Origin of the sequence: Parageobacillus sp. KH3-4, from assembly GCF_022846435.1 — a bacterium.
GTDB classification, from domain to species: domain Bacteria; phylum Bacillota; class Bacilli; order Bacillales; family Anoxybacillaceae; genus Parageobacillus; species Parageobacillus thermoglucosidasius_A.
The window spans coordinates 373,380-398,588 of sequence record NZ_AP025627.1; the positions used below are offsets into that span (position 1 = coordinate 373,380).

The following is a 25,209-nucleotide window of genomic DNA, read 5'->3' on the forward strand; positions in this document are numbered from 1 at the left end:
GATAGTGCGGGAGCGTGAAATAAATGCAAGTTCGCAACGATTTAATCATGAGCGAGCTGGTACCGTTTTCTTTGAAAGAGGGAGAAACATTTTTCGCAACGATTAAGGAAAAGTTAAGCAACGATGAAGCGATTGTAACGGTGAAAGGGCAAGATGTGCTTGTTCGCTTTCAAGGAGAAATACCGAAGGAAGATAAAGTTGTTGTGCGAATTATCGGCATAAAAGATCATGTTTTACAAGTGCAAGCGGTACCGAAAACAGCGGAAACAAATGACGCGGCCGCCGTTTTATTCCCTGCCGGTGAATTAGAGAAAGCGGAACAAATCTTGCTTGCGCAAGGAATTCGCCTGTCTAAGGAAGAAAAATCGATATTAAGGCGCTTTTTTGAAAAAGCGAAAGGGACGCTGAATGAAAAATTGGAAACGGTACAGGCGCTTGCGAATAAAAAGCTGGAAGTGACCGAATCGCATCTGTGGGCCATCCATGAAGCGCTGCATGGCGAATCATTCGGCGAAGTATTAACGCAGCTGGCAGACCATCTCGCTCTTTTGCCGCGCTTACAATCTTCAATGGAGAACAGTTTACAAGCTTCGGTGGGGAACGGTTTACAAACTTCAGCGGAGAACAATTTGCAAATTTTGGAGGAGAACAGCCGCGATTTCGGCGGCAATGGCACGAAAGTTTTCCGCTCTCAAGCCGAAACAGACTTAATGGAAGAGCAAAGAGCCCCTCAAAAGGACCACATTTCTGCATCTGTAGAAACGGCAGAAGGGCAACAAACAGAATGGCCATATTGGAATGAGGAATGGATGCAAGCGTTCCCCGCTCCAGCCAAAAATATGATCGTGAAGACGATTACGGAAAAACTCTCACAAGCAGCGCTTGATTTTAAAAAACTGCAAATCGAAATGAATAAGAAGCTGGAAAACGCAGCGTTTTTGTTGAACAACGGGCAAACATCGGCGCGCCAGCAGGCAAAACAATTCGTCGAAGCCGTGATTCATACGTTAGACCGCGCTATTTTGCAAGGAGAGTTTATGCTTTTTACCGATATGAAAACGGAGAAGCAAATGCTTCAGGCAAGCGCGAAATTGGCGGAGGCGAAGCAGCTGCTTACTGAAGGAAAGCAGAGCGATGCTTTAAAAGTTGTGAATGAAGTAAAGAATTTGCTTGGAGGGCTTCGCTTTCAGCCAGCGGATGTAAAAGTGAAGCATTTTGTTTCCGCTTTTCATTTAAATGAAGATGAGCCAGAAGCGGTGCCGCAGCAGCTTTTGCCGCAACTGGCAAGGACATTAAAGTTTCCGCTCGGTGAGGAAATTTCGGCAAGAAATACGTTCGAACAATTCCGGCAATTAGGGTTTTACCATGAGAAAGATGTGTTCCACGCCTTACTGTCTAAACAGCCGGTCAGTGAACCGCAAAATATAAAGGCGTTGTTGTTGAAATTAAGCAAAGGAGAACCTAGCATGATCGTGCAGCAAGCCGAGCACGCTTTGGCGAATATGACAGGCCAGCAGCTGTTAAGCAAATTTGACGCCAGCAATCATATGCAAACGATGTTTTACCAAGTGCCGGTGTTATTGCACGATCAAATTGAAACGGTCCATATTTATTTAAATTCCCGAAATGATGGGGGAAAGCTTGATTGGCAAAATTGCAGCCTGTACTTTTTGCTCGACACGGAAAAATACGGGAAAATCGGGATTTTACTACAGGCATTGGAAAGAGATTTGACGGTGACCATTAAAACGGATAGCGCGAAACTTACCGAAGCATTAAAAGCATTAACAGAAACGACTAAAGAAAATCTGGAGGAAATCGGCTACAATGTGAAAGGAATTACTTTTGCGAAAATGAATAATAAAGAAGAACAAAAGACAGTGGCGGAAACAATGAAAACGAACGAAAGAAATAGCGGGAAAGGGTATGATTGGAAGGTATGAAAAACGGTTATCAACATTTTGCCGCGCTGGCAAGTTATCAAAACGGAGCCGATCAGCTGTCGGAACCTAAAATCAACACTGTAAACGAAATGATCAAGCGGGCGCAGCAGCAACACGTTCCCATGCAAGACGATCCATCGCTTGTCAAACATTTAGTCGACCCGGAAAATCGCGTTCCTTCACAGCTTTATGCGGTTATTGGGGAAATTTTGAAATTAATTAAAAGCATCGAACAACAATAGGGGAGATTCATGTGGAAATTCAAAAAATCACAAAAGCGAATATGATGAACGTAAGCAAAAAAGAGGCAGCTGCTTCCTCGTCTGTATCGTTTGCGGAAGTCGTGGCAAAGCAAAACGAAGAACTCGCGCTTGAACGGTTTCATCAGCTTGCGAAAGAAATCGAAGAACAAGGAAAAAAATTAGCGGAATCGCGTTCGGTGGAAGATTTGCGAAAATATAAAAAGCTTGTGAAAAAGCTGCTGGATGATGCGGTAAAAAACGGCTTGCGATTGTCAGAACAACATGGTTTCAATTGGAGCGGACGTTCGCGTTTGTACAAAATGGTGAAAGAAGTGGATAAAAAGTTAATAGATTTAACGAATGCTGTATTGCAAAAAGAAAAACAAGGAATCGGCCTTTTAAGCACCATCGGGGAAATCCAAGGGTTAATTATCAATATTTATACGTAAGCGTTCCTTAGTCTTATATAATAAAAGGAGAGAGGAAATATGGGGAGGATAAGCAATGAATTTAGCAAATTGCCCAAACTGCGGACGTTTGTTTGTAAGAAATTCGTTTCGTGATATTTGCGAGAACTGCTATAAAGAAGAAGAAGAGGCTTTCAAAACCGTTTACGATTTTTTGCGAAAAAGAGAAAACCGCATGGCGACAATGGCGCAAATTGTCGACGCAACGGGAGTGAAGGAATCGCTGCTGATTAAATTTATTCAAAGCGGCCGCCTAAAACTCGCGCAATTTCCGAATTTAACGTACCCTTGCGCCCGCTGCGGCGCGTTGATTCGCCAAGGAAAACTGTGCGAAAATTGTTTAAAAGACTTAAATGAACAGCTAGAAGCGCTGCAAAGAGAAGAAGAAAGAAAACGTCAGGCAAGAAGCGTTTATTATACGAAAAAGAACGCCGAAAATAAATTTTGAATTGTTGTAAACAATCTTTTGCATTTGCCGATAATATAGATAGAAGTTGCGGTAACGGCATAGGGCATGTAAAAGGGGGGATTTTCATGAGAATTGACAAATTCGGCTTGACAGGCATTAACCCTTACAAACACCAGTTTGATAAAGAGACGCAAGTGAAAAAAACTGCAATTAGCCAAGATAAAGTGGAAATTTCCGAGGCGGCGAAAGAGCTGCAGCAACTTTCCCAATGGACGGCCGAACATCAGGAAAAAGTGCGCAAGCTAAAGGAGCAAGTGCAAAACGGGACATATAAAATTGACGCAAAGGAAATCGCGAAAAGTGTATATCAATTTTACTTTGACAATTAAAAGGAAATCAGTATTACGCGTAATACTGGTTTAATTTTTATGTACTTTTTAGGGAGAGATTGGATTGTCTGCCAAACAATTGATAGAGCTGCTGGAAAAGCATGTGAAACTGCATAAGGGTTTGTTGGAGTTGGCAAACAAAAAAACGGAAGTGCTAAAAAAAGGCGATACGGAAGCGCTGAATGGAATTGTGAAAGAGGAGCAAAAATATATTGCGGCCATTGATCGTGTTGAGCAGGAACGCATTCTTGTTGTTAACGCGATGATAGGCGAAGCGAATGAACCGACGTTAACAGCGTGCATTTTGCAAACAGAAGGAACAGAACGGGCAATGCTTGAGAAACTGCGGGATGATTTATCAGCGGTGATATTGGAATTAAAAAGTGTGAATCAATTAAACGAGCAGCTGGCCAAGCAATCATTGCAATTTGTCCATGTTATGCTGGATATGCTCATGCCGCAGCCAAAAGAAGTGAATTATCAAAACCCGAATATGGCGCCGTCTTCATATGAAGGCGGGAGTTCACTATTTGATTCCAAAGCTTAGCGAACAAGCAACTTTCACGTATTGGGGGGGAAATGCGATGCTATCGACGTTTCATGGCTTAGAAGTAGCCAAACGAGGCATATTTACTCAGCAATCGGCATTGTATGTGACCGCGCATAATATTGCCAACGCGAATACGCCCGGTTATTCGCGCCAGCGCGTCAATTTTGTCGAAACGGAGCCGTTTCCGCCAGCTTCGATGAACCGTCCGCAAATTCCGGGACAAATGGGGACGGGGGTCGAAGCGGGGTCTATACAACGAATACGCGATAGCTTCTTAGACTATCAATATCGCAATGAAGCTAGTAAATTAGGTTATTGGAGCACACGTTCAGAAGCGATCGCAAAAATGGAAGATATTATGAATGAGCCGAGTGAATTTGGTCTCAGTCAGGCGATGACGCAGTTTTGGGAAGCGCTGCAAGATTTAAGCACCAATCCGGAAAATGAAGGGGCGCGCGCTGTTGTGCGCCAACGCGGGGTAGCAGTGGCAGAATCTTTTAATTACCTTTACAGTTCTTTATCGCAAATTCGCGACGATTTAGGGCAAGAAATTAAAACAGGTTTATTAGAAGTGAACTCGATTTTGAAGCAAATTAGTGAACTGAATGAGCAAATTAAAGCTGTTGAACCGAACGGTTATTTGCCAAATGACCTTTATGATAAACGTGATGCCCTTGTCGATGAACTATCAAAATATTTTCAGGTAAAGGTGGAAACAGTTCCTTCTGGCGGGAACGCTCTAGATATAGCAGAAGGAATTTATGAAATTTCACTTGTTAATCAAGATGGATCCACAGTAAAAATAGTGACGAAAGACAGCTATTCGAAGCTTTCGGTATCCCCTTCCATTTCGGGAGACCCAACGAACCCAGATGGATATATTTCTGAGATTCGAATCGAAGATGTTCTCGGAAACATAACAACAATAAGTTACAACAAGTTTGACAGTTTAGCGAGCGGCAGAATTAAATCATTAATTGAAGCTTATGGCTACGGCTCTGACCCAGATAATGTGAAAGGCTATTATCCTGATATGCTTGCCGATTTAGATAAAATGGCGTATTCGTTTGCTACTATGTTTAATGCACAACATCGAGAGGGATATGATCTTAACAATTCGAATGGAGTAGATTTTTTTGAAATGAATGTAAGTGATAATACAACAGGAAAAGGTGCAGCGGCTTCGATTAAAGTTTCTGATGTAATCATGAGCGATCTTGGGAAGATTGCTGCATCTTCGAAGAGTGGGGAATCTGGAAACGGCAATAATGCTCTTTATTTATCCATGATTAAAGATGTTCAAATTACTAATGGTTCAGCCACTCTGCCAAGTGGTAGCGGAACGACGGTTAGCGTGCCTATTACTGGCGGAACGGTGCAAACATTTTATCAAGGGCTTATTGGGAAAATCGGCGTCGATGGACAACAAGCTGAGAGAATGAAAACTAATGCGGAGACGCTCGCAACTTCTGTTGACAACAACCGTCAATCTGTCAGTTCTGTTTCACTGGATGAAGAAATGACGAATATGATTAAATTCCAGCATGCTTATAACGCAGCTGCTCGCATGATTACAGCAATCGATGAAATACTCGATAAAATTATTAACGATATGGGGATTGTTGGAAGGTAGGTGATTGGTCATGAGGGTTACACAGTTTATGCTGGCGAATAATATGCTGCGAAATTTATCGAATAGTTATGAGCGGCTCGGAAAATATCAAGAACAGTTAGCGACAGGGAAAAAAATTTCCCGCCCTTCCGATGATCCAGTTGTGGCGATGAAAGGAATAGCTTATCGGGAGGATTTAGCGCGTGTAAAACAATATCAGCGCAACATTGGAGAAGTTCATAACTGGATTGATAGCGCAGATGACGCATTAGATAAAGTTGGACTCGCTTTGCAGCGCATACAGGAACTTGTTGTCCAAGCATCAACTGATACAGCTACTCCAGAAGACCGCAAAAAAATTGCTGATGAAATTGACCAGATCCAAAAGCACATTGTCGATGTTGCCAACACGAGAGTCGGTGGTAAATATATTTTTAACGGAGCGGATACGAAAAATCCGTTGTTTATCGGCTATCCGGGAGAAACAGGTTTTGCGGTAAACGGCAATCAAGGCGATGTCGAAATTGAAGTGTTTGATGGTATTAAGTTAGATGTCAATATTGATGGGAAAACTTTATTTACCGGAATTATCGGGATGTTGGATAATTTAAAGGCGGCTTTAAATGATCCGAACAGCACTGGGAGCACGATTGATGGTTATTTAAGCCAAGTTGAAGCGCAACAAGACGCTTTGTTATCGGCCCGTTCGGAACTTGGTGCGAAGCAAAACCGAGTTGAGATGATGGAAAACCGCTTGTCCACACAAGAAGAGATTGCGACAAAATTAATGTCCAACAACGAAGATATCGATTACGAAAAAACGATTACCGACCTTATTTCACAAGAGAGCGTGCATCGCGCTGCTTTAAGCGTCGGCGCGCGCATTATTCAGCCTACATTGGTTGATTTCCTCCGTTAACAAAGGGAAAAGGTGAGCAACATGAATTTCCCGCAAATACAAATTCGCACGACAAGAGCGATTCTCGGTTTACATATTGAAAAGCCGATTCAGCACATCGAGCAGCCGAAAGCAGATCTGCATATTGAACAAAAACCGGCAACGCTTACGATTGACTCCAAACCGGCCCGGTTGACGATTGACCAGTCAAAAGCATGGAGCGATATGGGGTTGCTTGATCCGTTTGATTCTACAAGAAAATTTGCTGAGGAAGGCCGTGAAGCGCTGTTGGAAGGCATTGCCCGCCGCGCGCAAGAAGGAGACCGGCTCATGAAAATTGAAAATGGAGGCAATGCAATTGCGGCGATTGCGGCTGAAAAAGGCTTCCATTCTTATAAACAGCTTGGAATAAAATTTATCCCTTCTGTTCATAGTGTAGATATTGGCTACCAACCAGGTTATTTGGATATTAAAATTGATGCAAATAAACCAATTATTGATGTTAAAGTGAATAAACCGATTCATGAATACAGACCGGGAGATGTGTCCGGTTATATGATCCAATACCCATCTATCAAAATCGATGTGAAATATTAACAGAAAAGCGGTGCCGTTGCGGTGTACCGCTTTTTTTGTGAAAATGGGAAAGGAGCTTTTCGCTATGAAAATAACATCAAAATTTTTAGGAGAAATTGAAATAAATGAAGAACAAATTATCCATTTTCCAACCGGGATACCTGGATTTGAAGAAGAAAAGCAATTTGTCATTTTGCCGTTAGAAGAACAATCGCCGTTTGCGATTTTGCAGTCTGTTCGTCATAGCCATGTTGGTTTTGTCATTGCGTATCCGTTTTCTTTTTATCCTGATTACGCGTTCAATTTAGCAGAAGAAGATATTAAAAAGCTGAAACTAAATTCTCCTGATGATTGCTTGACATATACGATTATGACGTTAAAAGAGCCGTTTGCTGATTCCACCATTAACTTAAAAGCACCAATCGTTATTAACGTGAAAGAAAAAATAGGCAAACAACTTATTCTTCATGACAGCGACTATCCGATCCGTTTTCCGTTGTCCGAGGTGCGCGGGAAGGAGGAAGAATAATGCTTGTTCTCACCCGCAAGAAAAATGAATCGATCATGATTGGCGATTCGATTGAAATTAAAGTGCTTGCCATCGAAGGAGAACAAATAAAACTCGGCATCATTGCGCCGAAACATATCGACGTCTACAGAAAAGAAATATATACAGCCATCCAAGAAGAAAACAAACAAGCGGCAGACGTTTCTACGAACTTGTTGCAACAACTAAAAAATAATAAAAAAAATTAAAAAAACCGTTAAACATTCCGTGAATGCTTCCGATATTAAAGGTGTAAGGCAGGGAAGGGCAATCGGCCGTCCCTGTGAAAAATCTACAAGGATGTAGAAAAAACTATTCAAGGAGGAATTGAAAATGAGAATCCAACACAACATCTCTGCGTTAAACACGTACCGCCAATTATCATTTAACAACACTCAAGCTGCGAAAAACCTTGAAAAACTTTCTTCAGGGTACCGCATCAACCGCGCTGGCGACGATGCAGCAGGCCTTGCCATCTCTGAAAAAATGCGCGGCCAAATCCGTGGTCTTGAAATGGCAGCGAAAAACGCGCAAGACGGCATCTCTTTAATCCAAACAGCTGAAGGTGCATTAAACGAAACTCATGCGATCCTTCAACGTATGCGCGAACTTGCCGTACAAGCAGCGAACGATACGAACGTGACAGCTGACCGTCAAGCAATCCAAGACGAAATTAATGCGCTTGTGTCTGAAATTAACCGCATTGCGGCAAACACTGAATTCAACACGCAAAAACTTTTAGATGGCACTTTCTCTAGTAAAGTATTCCAAATCGGAGCGAACAGTGGTCAATCCATTACATTAACAATTGCGACTATGAACGCAAGCGCACTTGGGATAGCTGCTTTAGCAGTAACAAATGCAGCAAGCGCAAATAATGCGATTACTAAAATTAACGATGCGATTGAAAAAGTGTCTACAGAACGTTCTAAACTTGGTGCTGTTCAAAACCGCCTAGAACACACCATCAACAACCTTGGCGCAACTGCAGAAAACTTAACTGCTGCTGAATCACGTATTCGCGACGTTGATTATGCCTTAGCTGCGTAAGCAGCGATAGGCAGAGTCGTCCTAGCTGGAAACGGCTAGGAGTATTACCGGGTGAATTGCTGGAAACCCCTTAGAGCCTTTGACGCCACAACGGAGCTGGAAACGGCAGACGTGATGGCTTGAAAAGTCAAAGGATTGGGCAACCAGCAGCCAAGCTCCTGTCCCGAAAGGGTGGAGAAGGTTCAACGACTAGGACATACCACCTAAGGCGCATGCGCTATGGTGATGAAGTCCGTAGGGGAGCAGAATTTCCATCGTTCTGAATTCCCCGAAGTGCCCGGCCCCTCACTAGCGGTAAGCTAGCGGGTGAAGATATAGTCTAGTCATTTGCGAAAGCAAATGTTCGCACGATGGCGAAAGAAATGATGGAATTCACTAAAAATAATATCTTAATGCAAGCGGCGCAAGCTATGCTGGCTCAAGCTAATCAACAGCCGCAGGGAGTGCTTCAATTACTCCGATAATCTTAGTCAATCAAAAGAGACCTTGGGGATATCCAAGGTCTCTTTTGCTGCTATTGTAAGCTGAACTGAATTGTAATAATTTATTGGAGTCGGCCATTTAAGTATTCATAACAGAGTTCAATAATTTCTCCCATTGTATATCCGGTTTTTTGTTGAAAAATTGTTAAATGAAATAGCTCTTCTCTTTTTAATTCAATTTGATATGGTTTGCGGGGAAGATCCCGTTTCTTTTCGACCATGTTTAAAAAATGGTGTAATTTCGGTTCGATAATGCTTAAGACTTCGGGCAAGCTGTTACATATTTTTCTAATTTCTGCAGTTGGTTTATTAAAAACTATTCGCTCAAGCAAATAAACAGTAGTACGTTTCTTAAGAGGTAAATCTTCCTTCTTTAAATTCTCCAGATAAATGTCTTTTCTCTTCATGCCTTTCGACAAATAAGGCCTCACAAGACTAAGAAAAGCTAAAATGGAACGTCGATTATATAGGACAAGCCGTTTGTTGTTATCGGTCGAAAAATTCAAGTGAAATTTATTAAGCAGCAGGTTGTGTAAAAACAGAATTTCCTCTTGTGAAAATGATTCTGTTGAAAGAATAATTTTCTGTGGGATATTTCCTTTCATTTTTAGATGGCCGTCATCTTGGTACCACCAAGCAAGAGATAACGGTGTCATTAGTTTTTCGACAAATTCTTTTGGTATAACTTTTACCGTATTGTTGTACCAAATCTCTTTGAGATGGACATAAATAGGGGCAGTTTTGGATTGAACATAATATAGCTCAGAAAAACCTCTCTTTATTCGGCTATCAATAACTCTTCGGTACTTAGGAGGATTAAGCGGCAAAAAGCAAGCAAGCTTTTGGTAGCAATGCACACACCAATCCCGATCTTTGATGGAATGTCCGAAACGAAACCGCGGTTTTCGATTTTTTTGAATGATGATATTACCGTCGCCTAATAACTTCCCGGTTAACATTTCAAGAAGTTTATGATCGTAATTACATAGGAGAAGGTCTGTATGATTCATACGGCCTCCTTTATATAGAACATTTGTTCTTATTTAATTATAACATACTCTCATTAGATAATTAAACATCGAGTATAAATAAGATAAGGTATTAAGAAAATATAGCAGCAGCCGATAATATAATTGAGGTGCTAATGATGAACAATGATCTGAAAGAGTACGAAATCGTCGAGGAAACTTCGAAAAGCGGACATCGTATTTATAAAGTAAACAATTATTACCTACACAGCAAGTATGATCCGATTCGAGAGGCTGAAAAATTTGCCGAACGCCATTATAAAAAGAACCATCTTCATATTTTATTTGGTGTGGGTTCAGGATATATTGCGAAAGCTTTAAGTGAAAAGATGACTGACGAGGAATTTTTAATTATTGTCGAGCCTATCGAATTTTTAGCCGATAAACAGCTGGAAGAAGAAAGTGAATTAGAGCGATGCATCATTATTAAAGGAGAAGATCAAGAGCTTTTTGAAAAAATTTATGAACCTTTTGGAAATACATTTGGTAAAAGGGTTTCTGTTGTTTGCTCTCCTAATTATGATAAAGTTTGTTCCAGCTATTATCATAGTATATTAAGAATAGTCAAAGATCATATTTATATGCAGCAAGTAAATATAAATACAATTAAATATTTTTCAAAAGAATGGCAAAAGAACTTTACATTAAATTTATTTTATGCATATGATGATGTGCCTTTAAAATGTTTGGAGCATATTTATAATGTGCCAGTTGTCGTTGCTTCCGGCGGTCCGTCGTTAACAAAGCAAATACCTTTGTTGAAAAAAGTGAGAAAGCACATTTTGCTGATATCTTCCGGATCGACGATTAACTCGCTTCTTAAATATGATATTGAACCTGACTTTATTGTTACAATTGACGGAGGAATCAACAACTATAGGCATTTTGAAACAATAGAGCTAAAACAAGCAAGAATAATCTATTCATTATCTAACCATGAGAAAATTAGAGAAAGATTCAATCGAAGATCGTTTGTATTTATATCTAACATAGATGATGATTTAAAAATATATGCACAAAAATTATTAAATAAAGAAATAGATGGTATATTAGGGGGCGCTTCTGTCGCCAATTTCGCATTAAATATAGCTTATATGATTTCAAAGGGGCCTGTTGCATTAATCGGTCAAGATTTGGCCTATACCGATAACAAAACACATGCGGAACATAATAAAAATTTCAGAAAAATTGATGAAACATATATTAAACAAAGAGGGCTGTTCTATACAGAGGGGTATTATGGTGGTCAAGTATTGACAGATTACACGTTTTTTACAATGAAGCATAATTTTGAAAGACTACTTCAAACTTTTTCACAGCCTGAAAGAATTTACAATTGTACAGAAGGTGGAGTTAAGCTGGAGGGCTATCAACAACTTTCTTTCCAAGAGTTTTGCGACAGATATGTAGATACGAATAAAAATGTACCAATGTTCGATATCGATTCATATCCGCACAGAGATATTCAGGAATGGAAAGAGTTTTTAGTTCGAATTGAAAATGAAATAAGATTGCATGATAAAGTAAAGCGCCTTGCTGAGGAAGCAGTGCTGTTGCTGAAAAGAAATGTTTCTGATACAGCGTTTGATGCAAAAATTTTAAAAAAGTTAGATAAAATTGATGAACAGTTAAAGCCGATTTTTGATGAAGGAATGATGTCATTAATTGCCCAACCTATTGTTTTAGATACATTTAATAACTACCTGGAAAAAGAGAATGAAACGGAACAAGAAACGTATCAACGAGTATACGCTCGTTCCATGGATTTATATTCGCGTTTGCAAGAAGCTGCAATCGATTCAAAGTCTTATTTCATGCAGTTAAAAGAAAAAATTAAAAATAAAATTATTTCGATGGATAAGAGGGAGAAAGATGACGAATCTCATTTACGAAACACAAGATAGTTTCTACCAATATATTGAACGAGTAGCGGTGGGAACGCAAACGATTGCTGATTATTTGCGTGAAGATAAAGTTGGGGAAGCAATGCAGCTAATTGCACAATTTAGCGAAGGCGTTGCTTGGCTGACGAAAGTAATTGTATTAATGCGGGAGCATAAGTATCATATTAACATTGATCCGAGTCAAATTAACGGATTTTTGCTGGAAATCAACGATGGTTTAGAACGACAAGATTATGTTATTGTCGCCGACATGTTTGAATATGAAATAAAGCCTTTTTTTGAAGAGGCAGCGAAAGAAAGATTTTATCAAATGAAGGAAGATAAAAATTGAGCGTTTTAAACCGTAATCTTGCCTTAATAAAAAATAAACAGTTACGAGAAAGGTTACTTCATCCTGTAAATGAATCCATTGACGTTGATATTCATCCATCAAAAAAAGGGCCGCCAACAATGAAATTAAATGGGCATTACTTGTATAGTCGTTACGATCCTTTGAAAGATGCCGAGCGTTTTATTGATTCGCAAATAGACAGAGACGCACATGTTTATTGCTTATTTGGCTTTGGGCTCGGTTATCATGTACAAGAATTGCTGCAAAAAGAACCGGATAAACAAATTGTCGTTATGGAACCTTATTTGTCTGTTATTCGAAAAGCAGCTGAAAATATAGATTTATCCAATATTTTCCTTAATCCGAATGTTGAAATTTTGTGCTTTGAACAAGGACAAGCAATGATTCGTACATTGAATGAGTTGGCTAAGCAGCAAACTAGATGGATTATACCGAACGCATGGTTAAAAGCAATGCCGCAAAGCCATCCATTAAAACGTTTTTTAGAAGATATAAAAATACAAGAAATGTCCTTTCAACGTTTTTCATCCTTAATGGAAAAGAATTTTGCGGAGAATTTAAAATATATGGATGCGGATGTAGGAAAACTGTTTGCGAAATTTAACGGCCAAAAAGCGGTATTAGTGTCAGCAGGCCCTTCATTAGATGACACGGTTTATTCTTTAAAAAGGCTGAAGAACAAATATTTTATTTTATCTGTTGGTTCTGCCCTTCGGGTTCTTAAAGAAAACAGCATCGTTCCGGATGCTGTTATTATCACAGACCCGCAAGAATTCGTTTATAAACAGTTAGATGGAATGGGGTTTGCCCAGTCTTTAATTTATTTGTCAACAGCTTGTCATTCCGCTGTGGCGAATCATAAAGGGTTAAGAATTATCGCGTTCCAAAAAGGGTATCCTCAAGCTGAAAGTTACGCTGGTAAGAAAAATTTTCCTTTAGTTGATACCGGAGGATCTGTCGCGACAACAGCGCTTGATATATTAATTAAAATGGGATTCTCTGAAATTGTGTTGTTAGGCCAAGATTTGGCTTATAGCAAAAACAGAAGCCATGCTTTACATTCGACATCAGGAGTAGAAGTAGTATCGAATGAAAACTTGCTGTCTGTTCTTGCGAATGATGGCACAATGGTAAAAACAACAACAATTCTATCTATTTATAGAAGATGGTTTGAACGAAAGGTTGCCGAAACGAAACATGTTATTTTTAAAAATACAGCTGAGAAAGGCGCTGTTATTCAAGGTGTGCCTTTCGCCCATATTTCTGAAATTATTTCAGAATCGGAACATCTCACGGAATGTAATTTTAGCGAAAAAATAAACCGAATAATAAATCAGTATTAAAAACTTATAACTTTACTTCAAAGGAGTTTATGCTATGGAGTTTTTGCGGAATCAAACAGTCCTTGTTACAGGGGGAACTGGATCATTTGGGAAAAAGTTTGTAAAAAAAATACTAGAATATGATGTAAAAAAGGTTATTGTATTTAGCCGCGATGAATTAAAACAATATGAAATGGCACAGGAATATACGGACCCAAGAATCCGCTTTTTTATTGGTGACGTACGGGACAAAGACCGTCTATATCGCGCGTTTGATGGCGTTGACTATGTTGTCCATGCAGCGGCAATGAAACAAGTGCCCGCATGTGAATACAACCCATTTGAAGCGGTAAAAACCAACATTTACGGCGCGCAAAACGTGATTGAGGCAGCGATTGACCGTGGAGTAAAACGAGTTATTGCATTAAGTACGGACAAAGCGGCTGCGCCAATTAATTTATACGGTGCTACAAAACTAGCGTCCGATAAACTATTTGTAGCGGCCAACTCTTATGTCGGAGGAAAAGAAACTCGGTTTGCCGTAGTGCGCTATGGAAATGTGGTTGGGAGCCGTGGAAGCGTTGTTCCATTTTTTAAAAAAATGGCCGCTGAAGGGAAGAAGCTGCCAATCACAGACGAACGGATGACTCGTTTCTGGATTACGCTTGACCAGGGTGTTCAGTTTGTCATTGATTCCCTTGCAAGAATGAAAGGCGGGGAAATTTTCGTTCCGAAAATCCCTAGCATGAAAGTGGTGGATCTTGCAAAAGCGATCGCGCCAGATGCAGAAATTGAAATCATCGGCATCCGCCCGGGCGAAAAGCTTCATGAAACGATGATTACCGAAGATGATGCGAGACATACAGTTGAATTTGATAATTATTATGTCATTACCCCTGAGTTTCCGTGGTGTCCACAAGAATATGTGAAATATGGAAGAAGTTTGCCGGAAGGATTTAAATATACAAGTGATACGAATACGGAATGGTTAACAGTCGAACAGTTGCGAGCATTAGTAGAAGAAATATAGAATATTTCTTCTACTTTTTTAGCAGATGATTAAATAAGTTAAAAAGAGTGATTATTTAACGAATAGTCCATACGCCCCAGAATTCGAAAAAGATGTCGGACAATATGTCGGTGCTAGATATGCAGTCGCTTTTTCAAATGATGCGGCAGCTCTCCATAATTCTTGTTTTACAGTGGGCATTAGTGAAGGCGACGAAGCGATTACAACACCGATGACATTTGAGCGAGTGCGAATTATGTGCTTTATCAAAATGGAACTTCTGTTTTTACTGATATTGATGAGAAAACGTATAATATTGACTCGAATAAACTTAAGAAAAACTAAATAAAACGAAAGCAGTTATTTCAGTTGGTTTTACAGGTCAACCTGTTATTTAGATTGCATTTTATAAATTTGTAAAAATGTAATTGTTATAATAGAAGATGCTGTTCATGTGTTAGGAGCTACATATAGACACATAAAGGTAGAAGATCGACTCAATTAAATATGACCATGTTTAGCTTTTCATTCGGTAAAACATATTAAATTGGGGGAAGGTGGCATTATTACAACGAACAATAAAGAGTGTTATGAAAAATTATTACAATTCAGAACTCATAGGATTACAAGCGATAAAGAAAAATTGAATTAATATCACAGCTCTTGGTATTATGAATTGCAGTTTCTTGGTTAACAACTATCGTAGATCGATATTCAAGCTGTTTTAGGTACAACCAGCTGAAGAAGACTGATAAGTTTGTGGAACTATGTCGAAATATGTTGCAATGTATAAAATAAAGTGTTTAAAGATATGGATAAAATTATAATTCCGTTTTCCAACTGAAGATGGAGAGTCAAGCTGGCATTAGATAATATTAACAGCATCAAGAGAAGCATTATAACAGCAAAATATTGGTGTCAATGTTCTCTCCTCAGTTTACTTACAACCTTATTATCAACAACTTGGTTGCAAAAAAGCCTTTATCCAAATACATACTTAAAACTCTATAAAGAAATGAGATTATATTCCATGCAATGAGTGAAGAAGATGTTAATGATGTGATAAAAGCAGTGAAGAGAACGATAGATTATTATAGGAAGTAAGAAGGTGGAAGAGTGAAAGTTGCTGCAATTATTCAAGCGCGGATGGGTTCAACAAGATTACCAGGTAAAATATTAAAAAAGGTCCTCGATAAAACGTTACTTGAATATCAAATTGAAAGAGTAAAAAGGGCAAAAACAATCGATGAAATTATTATTGCAACAACTACGAAAAAAAGTGATGACCGAATCGTTCAACTTTGTCAGCAACTTTCCATTCCTTACTATCGTGGTTCTGAAGAGGATGTATTATCTCGTTATTATGAAGCTGCGACAGAGTTTAATGTAGATGTAATTGTTCGTTTAACATCTGACTGTCCGATTATTGACCCAAATGTTATTGATAAAGTTGTTGAACATTATTTAGAAAACAAGGGTCGATACGATTATGTTTCGAATACATTAACGCGTACATATCCACGGGGATTGGATACAGAAGTGATGTCTTATGAAGCGTTAAAAAGAGCTCATAAAGAAGCCAAAGAGTTAACATATCGGGAACATGTAACAGCTTATATTTATCATCACCCTAACGAGTTTAAATTATGTAGTGTTCTAAATGAAAAGGATGAAAGTAAGCATCGTTGGACAGTAGATACAGAGGAAGATTTTCTATTAATTAAAAACATAGTAGAAACATTGTATCCAATAAATCCATTGTTTACTTTAGAAGACGTCATTCTGATTTTACGAGACAAGCCTGAGTGGGTGCAGATAAACGCTCATATTGAACAAAAAAAGCTATAGGTTGTGTTTGGAATGAATGTTGTATTTAGGGTTGACTCATCAGTAACTATTGGAACAGGCCACGTGATGAGATGTCTGACATTAGCAAAACAACTAAAACAGATGAATGCTAATGTTTCTTTTATATGTAGGGAACTTGAGGGAGATTTAATCAATTTTATTAAAGATAATGAATTTACTGTTTATATTCTATCTAAAGCTATGATTAGTGAGGCGGACAATAACGCTATTTTCAAATGGTATAAAGAAAATTGGCAACAAGATGTTCGTGAAACTCAATATCTATTCGAAACACACATTCATTCAGTAGATTTTTTAATTGTTGATCACTATGGTTTAGATAAAAAATGGGAAGCGAGTCTTAAGCCCTTTACAAAGAAACTAATGGTGATTGATGATTTGGCAAATCGGAAGCATGTTTGTGATTTTCTCCTTGATCAAAACTTATATTTAAATTATCAAGATAGGTATAAAAATTTAGTTCCTCCTGAATGTAAGCAACTATTAGGACCCAATTATGTGTTATTAAGGGAAGAATTTATCGAGGCTTCTCGTCAGAAACGAATTCGTAATGAAATTCATAACATCCTTGTTTTTTTTGGCGGAACGGACCCTACGAACGAAACAGTCAAAGCATTAGATGCGTTAGCATTATTGGACAATAATATAAAAATAAATGTTGTTGTAGGTTCATCTAATACAAGAAAAGATCAAATTCGAGAATATTGTGATCGATATCCTAACTTCTTTTTTCATTGCCAAGTGTCAAATATGGCAGAATTAATGAATGAAGCAGATTTAGCAATTGGAGCTGGTGGGACGACAACATGGGAAAGATGTTATTTGGGGCTCCCATCCATTACAATTATTGTAGCAGATAACCAAATAGAGTTAACCGATGCTGTTAGCAAGTTTGGTGCGAGCGTTAATCTTGGATTTAGTCATGAAGTCACATCTAATCAAATATTTGAAGCTGTAAAGGATTTAATCGAGCATCCTAAAAAAGTTCAATTACTATCTGAACGTGCTTCTAAACTTGTCAATCACAAAATTGTAAATACTTATCCAGTTGTTAAGGCAATTATGGAGGAACTAAAATGAACTTATTAGAACGTGCAAGACTAGAAGATATGAATTCCTCACATTTAGAAATGGTATTAAACTGGCGGAATCAAGAACATATTCGGGCGGTAATGTTTCATGATCGGGTCATTTCGCTAGAAGAACATAGGAAATGGTTTGACAGAGTTAAAAGAGACAAACGAACCATTGTAAAGATTTTTTACTTAGAAAATGTTCCGGTTGGGGTTGTGAATTTTACTAATATAGATTTTGAAAATGGCAAATGTTCTTGGGGATTTTATATTGGTGATCAAAGCGCGCCAAAAGGTTCAGGAACTTTAATGGGATATTTAGCCCTAAATTTTATATTTGACGAGTTAAACATCCGTAAATTATGTGCCGAGATAATAGACTCCAATGAAAGGAGTATTCGTTATCATCAGCGGTTGGGGTTTAGAACAGAAGGTGTATTGAAAGAACATGTCCTTAAAAATAATCAATATGTAGATGTAATCTTAATGGCATTATTTAATAAACAATGGAAAGAACAAAAAAGTAAAATACGATATATGATAGAAGGAATGAGAGTATGAACGAAATTATTGTTGAAGGAAGAAAGATTGGACCAAATCATAAACCTTTTGTTATTGCAGAAATGTCTGGTAACCATAATCAATCTCTAGAGCGAGCTTTGGAAATTGTTGAAGCGGCCGCAGAAGCAGGGGTAGATGCATTAAAAATACAAACATATACGGCGGATACAATGACATTGAATATTGAAAATCCAGAGTTTAAAATTGAAGATCCGGATAGCTTGTGGAATGGAAACACTTTATACCAGCTTTATCAACAAGCTTATACTCCATGGGAATGGCATAAGCCGATTTTTGATAGATGTCGTGAGTTAGGAATAATTCCGTTTAGTACCCCATTTGATGAAACCGCAGTAGATTTTTTAGAGGAATTAGATGCACCGATGTACAAGATTGCATCTTTTGAAAATAACGATATTCCACTCATTAAGAAAGTAGCTTCTACAGGTAAGCCGATGATTATTTCAACTGGAATGGCGACTGTAGCTGAATTAGATGAAACAGTAAGAGCAGCGAGAGAAGCAGGCTGTAAGGATCTAGTTCTTTTAAAATGTACAAGCACCTATCCTGCCTCTCCTGAAAATACAAATATACTAACCATTCCGCATATGAGAGAATTATTTGACTGTCAGGTTGGATTATCAGATCATACAATGGGAATAGGTGTGGCTGTTGCCAGCGTTGCATTAGGAGCAACAGTCATTGAAAAACATTTCACGTTATCAAGAGCAGATGGTGGGGTAGACTCTGCATTCTCAATGGAGCCTGATGAAATGAGAGCATTAGTAATTGAAACAGAAAGGGCATGGCAGGCATTAGGAGAAGTAAAATATGGACCAACTGAGAAAGAAAAAGCATCGTTGAAATTTAGAAGATCGATATATGTTGTAAAGGATATGGAAGCAGGAGAAAAATTTACAAAAGAGAGTATTAAAATTATTCGTCCCGGATATGGATTGCCGCCAAAATATTATGATTTGGTTCTTGGAAAAACGGTGAAAAAAGATGTAAAAAAAGGAACACCATTAAGTTGGGACATATTGTTATAAATGAAGGTGGAACAATGAAAAAAAGGGAATCTTTCCTTTCCTATGGACAACAATGGATTACGGATGAAGATATCGAAGCAGTCGTAGCTGTGCTAAAGTCGCCCTTTTTAACCCAAGGGCCAAAAATTCAAGAGTTTGAACGGAAAGTCGCTGATTATGTTGGAGCGAAGTATGCCGTTGCGTTTTCCAATGGAACGGCGGCTCTTCATGGCGCTTGTTTTGCCGCGGGTATCGGTGAAGGAGACGAAGTGATAACGACGCCGATTACATTCGCGGCTACTTCCAACGCTGTTCTTTATTGCGGGGGAAAGCCTGTATTTGCGGATATTGATGAACGGACGTACAACATTGATCCTAAAGAAATACGCAAGCATATTACTCCAAATACAAAAGCGATTATCCCGGTTGATTTTACCGGGCAACCAGCTGACATGGATGCAATAATGGAGATCGCCAGCGAGCATGGCTTGGTTGTCATTGAAGATGGGGCGCATTCTCTCGGGGCTGAGTATAAAGGGCGCAAAGTCGGCACGCTAGCGCATATGACGATGTTTAGCTTCCATCCTGTCAAGCCGGTTACAACAGCAGAAGGTGGAGTCATCGTAACCGATTCAGAGGAGTATTATGAAAAACTAAAACGGTTTCGCTCGCATGGCATTATAAAACATAATTTGTCGCGGGATGAAGGCCCTTGGTATTATGAAATGGTAGATTTAGGGTATAACTATCGAATGACTGACCTTCAAGCGGCGTTAGGCATTTCACAAATGGACAAATTGGATCGTTTTATTGAAAGACGCCGCGAAATTGCCAGCATGTATAGTGAAGCGTTTAAAACAATGGATTCTGTTATTTTGCCAATGCAGCTTGAAGGAACTCAATCCGGCTGGCATCTATATATGCTTCAATTAAAATTGGATAAGCTAAAGCGCAGCCGCAGAGAAATTTTTGAGAGCCTTCGCGCCGAAAACATTGGTGTTCATGTGCATTACATTCCTGTTTATTGGCATCCTTATTATCAAAAGTTAGGATATAGAAAAGGAATTTGCCCAAAAGCGGAACGGTGGTATGAACAAGCATTAACATTGCCGATTTTTCCAAAAATGACAGATGAAGATGTGAATGATGTAATTAAAGCAGTAAAAAGAAACATAGTATGAGTAATTAACTAGCTCATAGTGAAAGGAAGAATGAAATGAATAAGGAATATGAATTATTGATCGGTTATTTGATGAGCTATTTCCAATTACTAGAAGTATAACTGGTGAAGGTGTTAGAAAGACAATTAGTATTTTAAAAAATATATTCCATTAGAAATGTTTTCTGTTAAAACTGGTACAAAAGTATTTAATTGGGAAATACCTAAGGAATGGGTTATTAGGGAAGCGTGGATTAAAGATGAAGAGGGTAATGAGATTGTAAATATGAAAAATCATAACCTTCATGTTTTGAATTATAGTATTCCTGTTAATAAAAAATGTCCTTAGAAGAATTAAAACCATTTATTCACACTATTCCTCATTTATCAGAAGCAATTCCATATGTGACACTTACTATAAAAGAGCGATGGGGATTTTGTATGTCTTACAATCAATTCAAAAGTTTAAAGCAAGGAATCTATCATGTATTTATAGATAGTGAACTTAAAGATGGAGAGTTGAATTATGCACATACCATTTTGCCTAGAAAATCGGATAAAGAAATTTTAATTAGTACATATATTTGTCATCCATCGATGGCGAATAATGAATTAAATGGACCATTAGTAGCTACTTTCTTGTACAATCGATTAAAAAAATGGAAAGAAAGGAATTTTACTTATCGCTTTGTATTTGTACCAGAAACAATAGGTTCCATTGCATATTTACATTGCTTTGGAGAACATTTACGTAAAAATGTTTATTTGGGCTTTGTTTTAACATGTCTTGGCGGAAAAAATTATCCTTTAAGTTTTAAAAGATAAAGATCTAGAAACAAAAATGCTCCAATTAGTAAAATTGTAGACTACTTAATGTCAACAGGAGAAATGGAGATTGTTGTATGACCTTTTACACCAATTAACGGCTCGGACGAAAGACAATATTGTTCTCCCAGATTTAATTTGCCAATTGGTCAATTTACTAGAATGGTTTATGGACAATACGATGGTTACCATAATTCTTTGGACGCGAAAGAAGTATGACAATCGAAAAAATAGTAGACAGCATTAACGAAATTGAAGAAATTTTAAAAATTCAAAAATGGAATGGTTATTATATTAATGTAAATCCATTTGGGGAAGTAAAATTGGACAAACATGGACTTTATCCTGATATGAATACACCTTTAAATAGAGATGCTTCGAACAATTTTAAAAGGGATCAACGAAAACAATTAAATTTAAAAATTTAATATTAACTTTATTCAATTATTCAGATGGTGAACATTCTTTATTGGATATTGCAGAAATCTCAGGTTATCGTTTGCATGATTTTAAGAAAAAGGATTACTAGAAAGTCCATATTATGAAAAAAGAGTTTATTTGTATGAAAGTAGTACTTTTATCAGGCTCTCATCCTCGACATTATTATGTTGCTAATACATTACTAGAAATGGCTTGTTACATGGACACCTTATCGAATAGAGAGAAGCTTTTATACCTACTCCTCCAGAAGGATTAGAACCGATTGATCGCGAAAATTTTATGCGTCATTTTCGTGATCGAGAAGAAGCAGAGTATGCCTTTTTTGGTAAGCATAAAAAAGTTTTCGGTGAGATTCCGACACTAGTCATTAACAGATCTGAGTTGAATGGAGAAAGGATGATTCAATAGTTACAAGAACAACAACCAGATGTTGTATTGACGTATGGTGTGAATAAAATTGATGACCATGTAATTGATATGCTGCCTGATTATGCATGGAATATACATGGTGGACTTTCTCCTTGGTATCGCGGAAATATAACGTTATTTTGGCCGTTTTACATGTTAAGACCAAACTGGGCGGGAATGACAATTCATCGTTTAACGTCTAAACTTGATGGAGGAGATATTGTTCACCATTCAGTTCCTAAACTTGAATATGGAGATGGAATTCACGATGTAGCATGTAAAGCGGTTAAAAAGTAGAAGACCTTGTTGAGATATTAAAAAGGCTTAAAAATGGCAAGGTACCTAACTATGTACCACAAAAATCCAACGGTAAATTATTCGTTGCAACTGATTGGACGCCACAACATTTAAGATTAATTTACCGGACTTTTAATAATGATATTGTTGATCATTATTTAGATGGAAAATTAGGCCATGTGGAGCCTAAACTGGTGAATGCTCTAATGGATTAGTTAAATCAAAAATATACTTTATATCGAAGCTCTACATGATTAATCGGTAGCGTTGAAAAACGCTACCGATTTTTATCTCGAGTTCGACAGTTTGAAGTATATATGATTTTTTTAATTGCCAAACACAGTGTCAGCACTATGTGCCGGTGTACAACTTAAAAGAAGCCAAGTGTCAACGACAAGAGCGAAAAAAACTATGGAGACGGTGCAGGCGGAATTAGAAGGAATTCGTCAGCTGCCGAATGAAGCCCGTCATAAGGCGACATGCCGTTTGCGTGCTTTCACCTTCTTATGAAAATATTTGCGACAATTCAAAGATAGAACGCTTCGTAACGATAAACAAGCGATTAGCGATGCCGAGAAGTATGATGGAAAATATCTTATCCGGACCGTCTGACGATATATTATCAGCCGAAGAAGTTGGCGCTTGAATATAAACAAATGGTCGATGTCGAAGATGCCTTCCGGACGATCAAATTGCGACCTATTATATCATTACTTAGGAGGTCGTATTCATTCGAATGTATTGTCAGCTGGTTGGCTCTCCTGCTGGTTCGAATCGTAGCATTTCGTACGGAGAATCGTGGCGAAAGGTGTGAGCTGAACTGCGACGATTGACTTTAGGTCATTTTTCTTCGAAATATGGAGATATATGAAGATTTGTGTCAGTACACAGAGCTCACGGTCAAACAGCGAAATCTTTGAGGCTGTAGGGGTCTCCTTTAAGCATCTTAGACATTCAGCCTAATTCCTAGATACATGCGTAAAGTATGCCTAATCGTTCACCAACCCTTGTAGCCCTTGTAGGGCAAGGGCTGGTGAACGATTTGTTTGCATAGTTAGCGTCGCCCTCAGGTTACACAATAATTTGGACTTGACCTGTTGTTTTAACCGAAAATGTTCGTAATAATTCAGGCGAGATAATTATAATAGTAAAGAATAGTAATTATATCCAATTTTTGGTTCTAAGTAAATCTATTATTTTTTTTACTCGGTGGTTATAAGTATGATATTTATGTAATGTTTCATGTCCGTTTTCTATTATTTGTAATCTTTGTTCTTCATGGTTCAGGTAATACTCAATCTGTTCCACTAAATCTTGACTATCACGAAAAACGACAAGATCTCGACCATCTTTAAATAGACGGTGGATGTCTCGTTTATCATTTGTTAACAAAAATCCTTTAGATGATAATACATCAAATACTCTTAATGGAAGCCCTGTTTCAACAAATGTTCTTGTTAAATTGATATTTATTTTCGAGTGGTGTAAAACTAATGGATACACTTTATAATAGTCGGCATATCCTTGATAGTTTTTTGTGAACATTGACCAAGAATCGTTTCCAAATACGGCGAAAGAAAAGCGTTGTTTCTCTAATTGTTGAACGACACGAATTCTTTCTCTTTGAGAATGTTCTCGACCTAGAAGAAAAGCTAATTTCTCTTCTGGAGTGAGAAGTTCATTTCCAATTATATTGTAACGACTCTCTTCTTGAATTCGGTAGACAAGTTCATTGTTCACTTTTGATCGAATAATAAATTCAGTTTTATTTTGCTCTTGCTCTTCTAATAGTTTGTTAATTATTTCCTTTGTTTCTACTGATAGATAGGGTTCTATTTTTTGTGTGTACTCACTAATGGTTAAATTGCCTGTAAAACTAACATCATATTGCATTTGTAAATTGTTATTTTTACGAATAGTGGCCATCATTCGTTCTGGATTTCCAGCTACAGGTAAATAATAAACATTCGTTACTCCTCGTTTTTGAAGTGTATGAACAATTGCTTCGTCATAGATAAAGTGTGCGGATAGAGGAGTGTCTATTTTTAATGAGTATAAAGGATAGGAAGGAGTATCGACTGTCCATGAAATATAAGGTATTTGCAATGTTTCACTAATTTCTGCGATTATTTCGCTATAATTGATTGTAAAAATAAAGGCAGGGTGAATGTTAGAAATTTTTAAAAGTAATTTTTCTTTAGTTGTCCAGTCTAATTTTATACATTGAAAAGACTCTTTTTTAAAAGCGTCTAAGCAGTCTTCTATTAACGCATTATGTTCCATTAACACAACTGTTTTATTTTTACAAGATTTCTTCTTTGAATGTAAATACATTAAAACTTTTGCGAAAAAAGCAGGGTGTAATTCTAGAATTTGTGGATTGTAAATAATTTCAAAGTTATCATTTCGTAAGCTTAAATAATTCATATATTCATCCCCAAAAAGAAATTCAATATTTCCGTTACTAATGTTAGGTTTTAGTTCATTATTTTCCTTTATCAAATTATAAAATTGACGATTATAATCAATGACAACCACTTTACCCCATATATTCTCAGATACATAGGCAATTTCATATCCCAATCCAATTCCTAAAATCAAATAGTCTTTGTCTTTTTTTATTTCGGGAAGCGTTTCTAACGAACGTAAAGGCTTATATTTAGAATATAAGTAATAGCTTCGGTTATTCTCTTTTTGTACTTTACATGTTAAAAGGCCGTCTTTTGCTCTTTCTAGGAAAATTTCCATTTCTCATATCCTCACTTTTA

Annotated in this window: 28 protein-coding genes and 4 pseudogenes; 30 read left to right on the forward strand and 2 right to left on the reverse strand. The window is 37.8% G+C overall.

Translation table 11 applies throughout. From position 1 onward, the window contains the following. Window positions 1-23: 23 nt before the first annotated feature. The 13 genes and pseudogenes from MWM02_RS01815 to MWM02_RS01875 form a co-directional block, all read left to right on the forward strand. A complete protein-coding gene (locus MWM02_RS01815; RefSeq protein ID WP_244402829.1) occupies window positions 24-1,943 on the forward strand; it encodes a hypothetical protein in 1,920 nt (639 codons plus the stop codon). Continuing rightward, window positions 1,940-2,185, forward strand: a complete 246-nt coding sequence (locus tag MWM02_RS01820; protein ID WP_244402830.1) for a flagellar biosynthesis protein FlhB — start codon at window positions 1,940-1,942, stop codon at window positions 2,183-2,185. The genes MWM02_RS01815 and MWM02_RS01820 overlap by 4 nt, the downstream gene beginning before the upstream one ends. Before the next feature lie 11 nt (window positions 2,186-2,196). Next, window positions 2,197-2,634, forward strand: a complete 438-nt coding sequence (locus tag MWM02_RS01825) for a YaaR family protein (protein WP_064552192.1) — start codon at window positions 2,197-2,199, stop codon at window positions 2,632-2,634. Window positions 2,635-2,689: 55 nt separating this feature from the next. Further along, the gene (locus MWM02_RS01830; RefSeq protein ID WP_064552191.1) at window positions 2,690-3,100 is read left to right on the forward strand and encodes a TIGR03826 family flagellar region protein; all 411 of its coding nucleotides are present in this window, start codon (window positions 2,690-2,692) and stop codon (window positions 3,098-3,100) included. Between the two features lie 86 nt (window positions 3,101-3,186). Further along, on the forward strand, window positions 3,187-3,450 hold the full coding sequence (flgM, locus tag MWM02_RS01835) for a flagellar biosynthesis anti-sigma factor FlgM (RefSeq protein WP_064552190.1): 264 nt from the start codon (window positions 3,187-3,189) through the stop codon (window positions 3,448-3,450). A gap of 64 nt (window positions 3,451-3,514) precedes the next feature. Further along, window positions 3,515-3,997, forward strand: coding sequence for a flagellar protein FlgN (locus MWM02_RS01840; protein WP_064552189.1), 483 nt, complete (start codon window positions 3,515-3,517; stop codon window positions 3,995-3,997). 37 nt (window positions 3,998-4,034) lie between these two features. Beyond that, a complete protein-coding gene (gene flgK / locus MWM02_RS01845; protein ID WP_064552349.1) occupies window positions 4,035-5,633 on the forward strand; it encodes a flagellar hook-associated protein FlgK in 1,599 nt (532 codons plus the stop codon). Between the two features lie 10 nt (window positions 5,634-5,643). Continuing rightward, window positions 5,644-6,531 carry a flagellar hook-associated protein FlgL gene (flgL, locus tag MWM02_RS01850; RefSeq protein ID WP_064552188.1) on the forward strand — a complete coding sequence of 296 codons (888 nt, stop codon included), beginning with the start codon at window positions 5,644-5,646 and terminating at the stop codon, window positions 6,529-6,531. Between the two features lie 21 nt (window positions 6,532-6,552). Then, window positions 6,553-7,107 (forward strand): DUF6470 family protein, encoded by a 555-nt coding sequence (locus MWM02_RS01855; RefSeq protein ID WP_064552187.1) that lies wholly within the window; start codon window positions 6,553-6,555, stop codon window positions 7,105-7,107. Between the two features lie 64 nt (window positions 7,108-7,171). Continuing rightward, window positions 7,172-7,615: a flagellar assembly protein FliW gene (gene fliW, locus MWM02_RS01860; RefSeq protein WP_244402831.1), complete on the forward strand. Its 444-nt coding sequence runs from the start codon at window positions 7,172-7,174 to the stop codon at window positions 7,613-7,615. Further along, window positions 7,615-7,842, forward strand: a complete 228-nt coding sequence (gene csrA / locus MWM02_RS01865; RefSeq protein ID WP_003247966.1) for a carbon storage regulator CsrA — start codon at window positions 7,615-7,617, stop codon at window positions 7,840-7,842. Before fliW ends, csrA begins: the two co-directional genes overlap by 1 nt. Before the next feature lie 124 nt (window positions 7,843-7,966). Further along, window positions 7,967-8,683, forward strand: a complete 717-nt coding sequence (locus tag MWM02_RS01870) for a flagellin N-terminal helical domain-containing protein (protein ID WP_064552184.1) — start codon at window positions 7,967-7,969, stop codon at window positions 8,681-8,683. Between the two features lie 377 nt (window positions 8,684-9,060). Next, a pseudogene (locus MWM02_RS01875) lies at window positions 9,061-9,147 on the forward strand (flagellin); the annotation flags it as partial. 80 nt (window positions 9,148-9,227) lie between these two features. Here the strand turns inward: MWM02_RS01875 and MWM02_RS01880 are convergent. Further along, window positions 9,228-10,175, reverse strand: a complete 948-nt coding sequence (locus MWM02_RS01880) for a hypothetical protein (RefSeq protein ID WP_064552183.1) — start codon at window positions 10,173-10,175, stop codon at window positions 9,228-9,230. A 137-nt stretch (window positions 10,176-10,312) separates the two neighbouring features. Here MWM02_RS01880 and MWM02_RS01885 point away from each other — a divergent pair, with 137 nt between their 5' ends. The 17 genes and pseudogenes from MWM02_RS01885 to MWM02_RS19575 form a co-directional block, all read left to right on the forward strand. After that, window positions 10,313-12,097, forward strand: a complete 1,785-nt coding sequence (locus MWM02_RS01885) for a motility associated factor glycosyltransferase family protein (RefSeq protein WP_064552182.1) — start codon at window positions 10,313-10,315, stop codon at window positions 12,095-12,097. Then, entirely contained in the window at window positions 12,066-12,428 is a 363-nt protein-coding gene (locus tag MWM02_RS01890) for a hypothetical protein (RefSeq protein ID WP_064552181.1), read from the forward strand. The genes MWM02_RS01885 and MWM02_RS01890 overlap by 32 nt, the downstream gene beginning before the upstream one ends. Next, window positions 12,425-13,792: a motility associated factor glycosyltransferase family protein gene (locus MWM02_RS01895; RefSeq protein WP_244402832.1), complete on the forward strand. Its 1,368-nt coding sequence runs from the start codon at window positions 12,425-12,427 to the stop codon at window positions 13,790-13,792. Before MWM02_RS01890 ends, MWM02_RS01895 begins: the two co-directional genes overlap by 4 nt. 34 nt (window positions 13,793-13,826) lie before the next feature. Next, window positions 13,827-14,801 carry a UDP-N-acetylglucosamine 4,6-dehydratase (inverting) gene (gene pseB / locus MWM02_RS01900; RefSeq protein WP_064552179.1) on the forward strand — a complete coding sequence of 325 codons (975 nt, stop codon included), beginning with the start codon at window positions 13,827-13,829 and terminating at the stop codon, window positions 14,799-14,801. A gap of 100 nt (window positions 14,802-14,901) precedes the next feature. Then, window positions 14,902-15,129 (forward strand): annotated as a pseudogene (locus MWM02_RS19555) (DegT/DnrJ/EryC1/StrS family aminotransferase); the annotation flags it as partial. 198 nt (window positions 15,130-15,327) lie between these two features. Beyond that, on the forward strand, window positions 15,328-15,432 hold the full coding sequence (locus tag MWM02_RS19560) for a DegT/DnrJ/EryC1/StrS family aminotransferase (RefSeq protein ID WP_157778178.1): 105 nt from the start codon (window positions 15,328-15,330) through the stop codon (window positions 15,430-15,432). A 464-nt stretch (window positions 15,433-15,896) separates the two neighbouring features. Next, a complete protein-coding gene (locus MWM02_RS01905; protein ID WP_244402833.1) occupies window positions 15,897-16,628 on the forward strand; it encodes a cytidylyltransferase domain-containing protein in 732 nt (243 codons plus the stop codon). Window positions 16,629-16,640: 12 nt separating this feature from the next. Further along, window positions 16,641-17,729 (forward strand): UDP-2,4-diacetamido-2,4,6-trideoxy-beta-L-altropyranose hydrolase, encoded by a 1,089-nt coding sequence (pseG, locus tag MWM02_RS01910; RefSeq protein ID WP_185214598.1) that lies wholly within the window; start codon window positions 16,641-16,643, stop codon window positions 17,727-17,729. Next, complete coding sequence (pseH, locus tag MWM02_RS01915; protein WP_064552176.1) at window positions 17,726-18,283, forward strand: UDP-4-amino-4,6-dideoxy-N-acetyl-beta-L-altrosamine N-acetyltransferase; 558 nt, start codon at window positions 17,726-17,728, stop codon at window positions 18,281-18,283. Before pseG ends, pseH begins: the two co-directional genes overlap by 4 nt. After that, window positions 18,280-19,332: a pseudaminic acid synthase gene (pseI, locus tag MWM02_RS01920; protein WP_244402834.1), complete on the forward strand. Its 1,053-nt coding sequence runs from the start codon at window positions 18,280-18,282 to the stop codon at window positions 19,330-19,332. Before pseH ends, pseI begins: the two co-directional genes overlap by 4 nt. 14 nt (window positions 19,333-19,346) lie before the next feature. After that, window positions 19,347-20,492, forward strand: coding sequence for a UDP-4-amino-4,6-dideoxy-N-acetyl-beta-L-altrosamine transaminase (pseC, locus tag MWM02_RS01925; RefSeq protein ID WP_244402835.1), 1,146 nt, complete (start codon window positions 19,347-19,349; stop codon window positions 20,490-20,492). A 97-nt stretch (window positions 20,493-20,589) separates the two neighbouring features. Continuing rightward, the gene (locus MWM02_RS19565) at window positions 20,590-20,646 is read left to right on the forward strand and encodes a hypothetical protein (RefSeq protein WP_481861762.1); all 57 of its coding nucleotides are present in this window, start codon (window positions 20,590-20,592) and stop codon (window positions 20,644-20,646) included. Between the two features lie 110 nt (window positions 20,647-20,756). Further along, window positions 20,757-21,514: pseudogene (locus MWM02_RS01930) on the forward strand (DUF4910 domain-containing protein). Continuing rightward, window positions 21,511-21,723, forward strand: a complete 213-nt coding sequence (locus MWM02_RS01935; protein WP_064552172.1) for a hypothetical protein — start codon at window positions 21,511-21,513, stop codon at window positions 21,721-21,723. Before MWM02_RS01930 ends, MWM02_RS01935 begins: the two are co-directional and overlap by 4 nt. Continuing rightward, window positions 21,723-21,824, forward strand: coding sequence for a winged helix-turn-helix domain-containing protein (locus MWM02_RS19570; RefSeq protein ID WP_481861763.1), 102 nt, complete (start codon window positions 21,723-21,725; stop codon window positions 21,822-21,824). The genes MWM02_RS01935 and MWM02_RS19570 overlap by 1 nt, the downstream gene beginning before the upstream one ends. 347 nt (window positions 21,825-22,171) lie before the next feature. Continuing rightward, the gene (locus MWM02_RS01940) at window positions 22,172-22,441 is read left to right on the forward strand and encodes a formyltransferase family protein (protein ID WP_198401589.1); all 270 of its coding nucleotides are present in this window, start codon (window positions 22,172-22,174) and stop codon (window positions 22,439-22,441) included. 346 nt (window positions 22,442-22,787) lie between these two features. After that, window positions 22,788-23,404, forward strand: a pseudogene (locus MWM02_RS19575) (transposase); the annotation flags it as partial. A 198-nt stretch (window positions 23,405-23,602) separates the two neighbouring features. On the opposite strand, the gene MWM02_RS01945 reads toward MWM02_RS19575, so the two are convergent. Then, window positions 23,603-25,189, reverse strand: coding sequence for a CgeB family protein (locus MWM02_RS01945; RefSeq protein WP_244402836.1), 1,587 nt, complete (start codon window positions 25,187-25,189; stop codon window positions 23,603-23,605). Window positions 25,190-25,209 lie beyond the last annotated feature (20 nt).

What these genes read in the sequence shown, in the direction of transcription:
- flgK (WP_064552349.1), top strand. Translation starts at nt 4,035, where the DNA reads ATGCTATCGACGTTTCATGGCTTAGAAGTAGCCAAACGAGGCATATTT.
- MWM02_RS01880 (WP_064552183.1), bottom strand. Translation starts at nt 10,175, where the DNA reads ATGAATCATACAGACCTTCTCCTATGTAATTACGATCATAAACTTCTT.
- MWM02_RS01935 (WP_064552172.1), top strand. Translation starts at nt 21,511, where the DNA reads ATGACAATCGAAAAAATAGTAGACAGCATTAACGAAATTGAAGAAATT.
- csrA (WP_003247966.1), top strand. Translation starts at nt 7,615, where the DNA reads ATGCTTGTTCTCACCCGCAAGAAAAATGAATCGATCATGATTGGCGAT.
- MWM02_RS01945 (WP_244402836.1), bottom strand. Translation starts at nt 25,189, where the DNA reads ATGGAAATTTTCCTAGAAAGAGCAAAAGACGGCCTTTTAACATGTAAA.
- MWM02_RS01815 (WP_244402829.1), top strand. Translation starts at nt 24, where the DNA reads ATGCAAGTTCGCAACGATTTAATCATGAGCGAGCTGGTACCGTTTTCT.
- flgL (WP_064552188.1), top strand. Translation starts at nt 5,644, where the DNA reads ATGAGGGTTACACAGTTTATGCTGGCGAATAATATGCTGCGAAATTTA.
- pseC (WP_244402835.1), top strand. Translation starts at nt 19,347, where the DNA reads ATGAAAAAAAGGGAATCTTTCCTTTCCTATGGACAACAATGGATTACG.
- MWM02_RS01830 (WP_064552191.1), top strand. Translation starts at nt 2,690, where the DNA reads ATGAATTTAGCAAATTGCCCAAACTGCGGACGTTTGTTTGTAAGAAAT.
- pseI (WP_244402834.1), top strand. Translation starts at nt 18,280, where the DNA reads ATGAACGAAATTATTGTTGAAGGAAGAAAGATTGGACCAAATCATAAA.
- MWM02_RS01855 (WP_064552187.1), top strand. Translation starts at nt 6,553, where the DNA reads ATGAATTTCCCGCAAATACAAATTCGCACGACAAGAGCGATTCTCGGT.
- MWM02_RS01885 (WP_064552182.1), top strand. Translation starts at nt 10,313, where the DNA reads ATGAACAATGATCTGAAAGAGTACGAAATCGTCGAGGAAACTTCGAAA.
- MWM02_RS01870 (WP_064552184.1), top strand. Translation starts at nt 7,967, where the DNA reads ATGAGAATCCAACACAACATCTCTGCGTTAAACACGTACCGCCAATTA.
- MWM02_RS01820 (WP_244402830.1), top strand. Translation starts at nt 1,940, where the DNA reads ATGAAAAACGGTTATCAACATTTTGCCGCGCTGGCAAGTTATCAAAAC.
- fliW (WP_244402831.1), top strand. Translation starts at nt 7,172, where the DNA reads ATGAAAATAACATCAAAATTTTTAGGAGAAATTGAAATAAATGAAGAA.
- pseB (WP_064552179.1), top strand. Translation starts at nt 13,827, where the DNA reads ATGGAGTTTTTGCGGAATCAAACAGTCCTTGTTACAGGGGGAACTGGA.
- flgM (WP_064552190.1), top strand. Translation starts at nt 3,187, where the DNA reads ATGAGAATTGACAAATTCGGCTTGACAGGCATTAACCCTTACAAACAC.
- MWM02_RS01890 (WP_064552181.1), top strand. Translation starts at nt 12,066, where the DNA reads ATGACGAATCTCATTTACGAAACACAAGATAGTTTCTACCAATATATT.
- pseG (WP_185214598.1), top strand. Translation starts at nt 16,641, where the DNA reads ATGAATGTTGTATTTAGGGTTGACTCATCAGTAACTATTGGAACAGGC.
- pseH (WP_064552176.1), top strand. Translation starts at nt 17,726, where the DNA reads ATGAACTTATTAGAACGTGCAAGACTAGAAGATATGAATTCCTCACAT.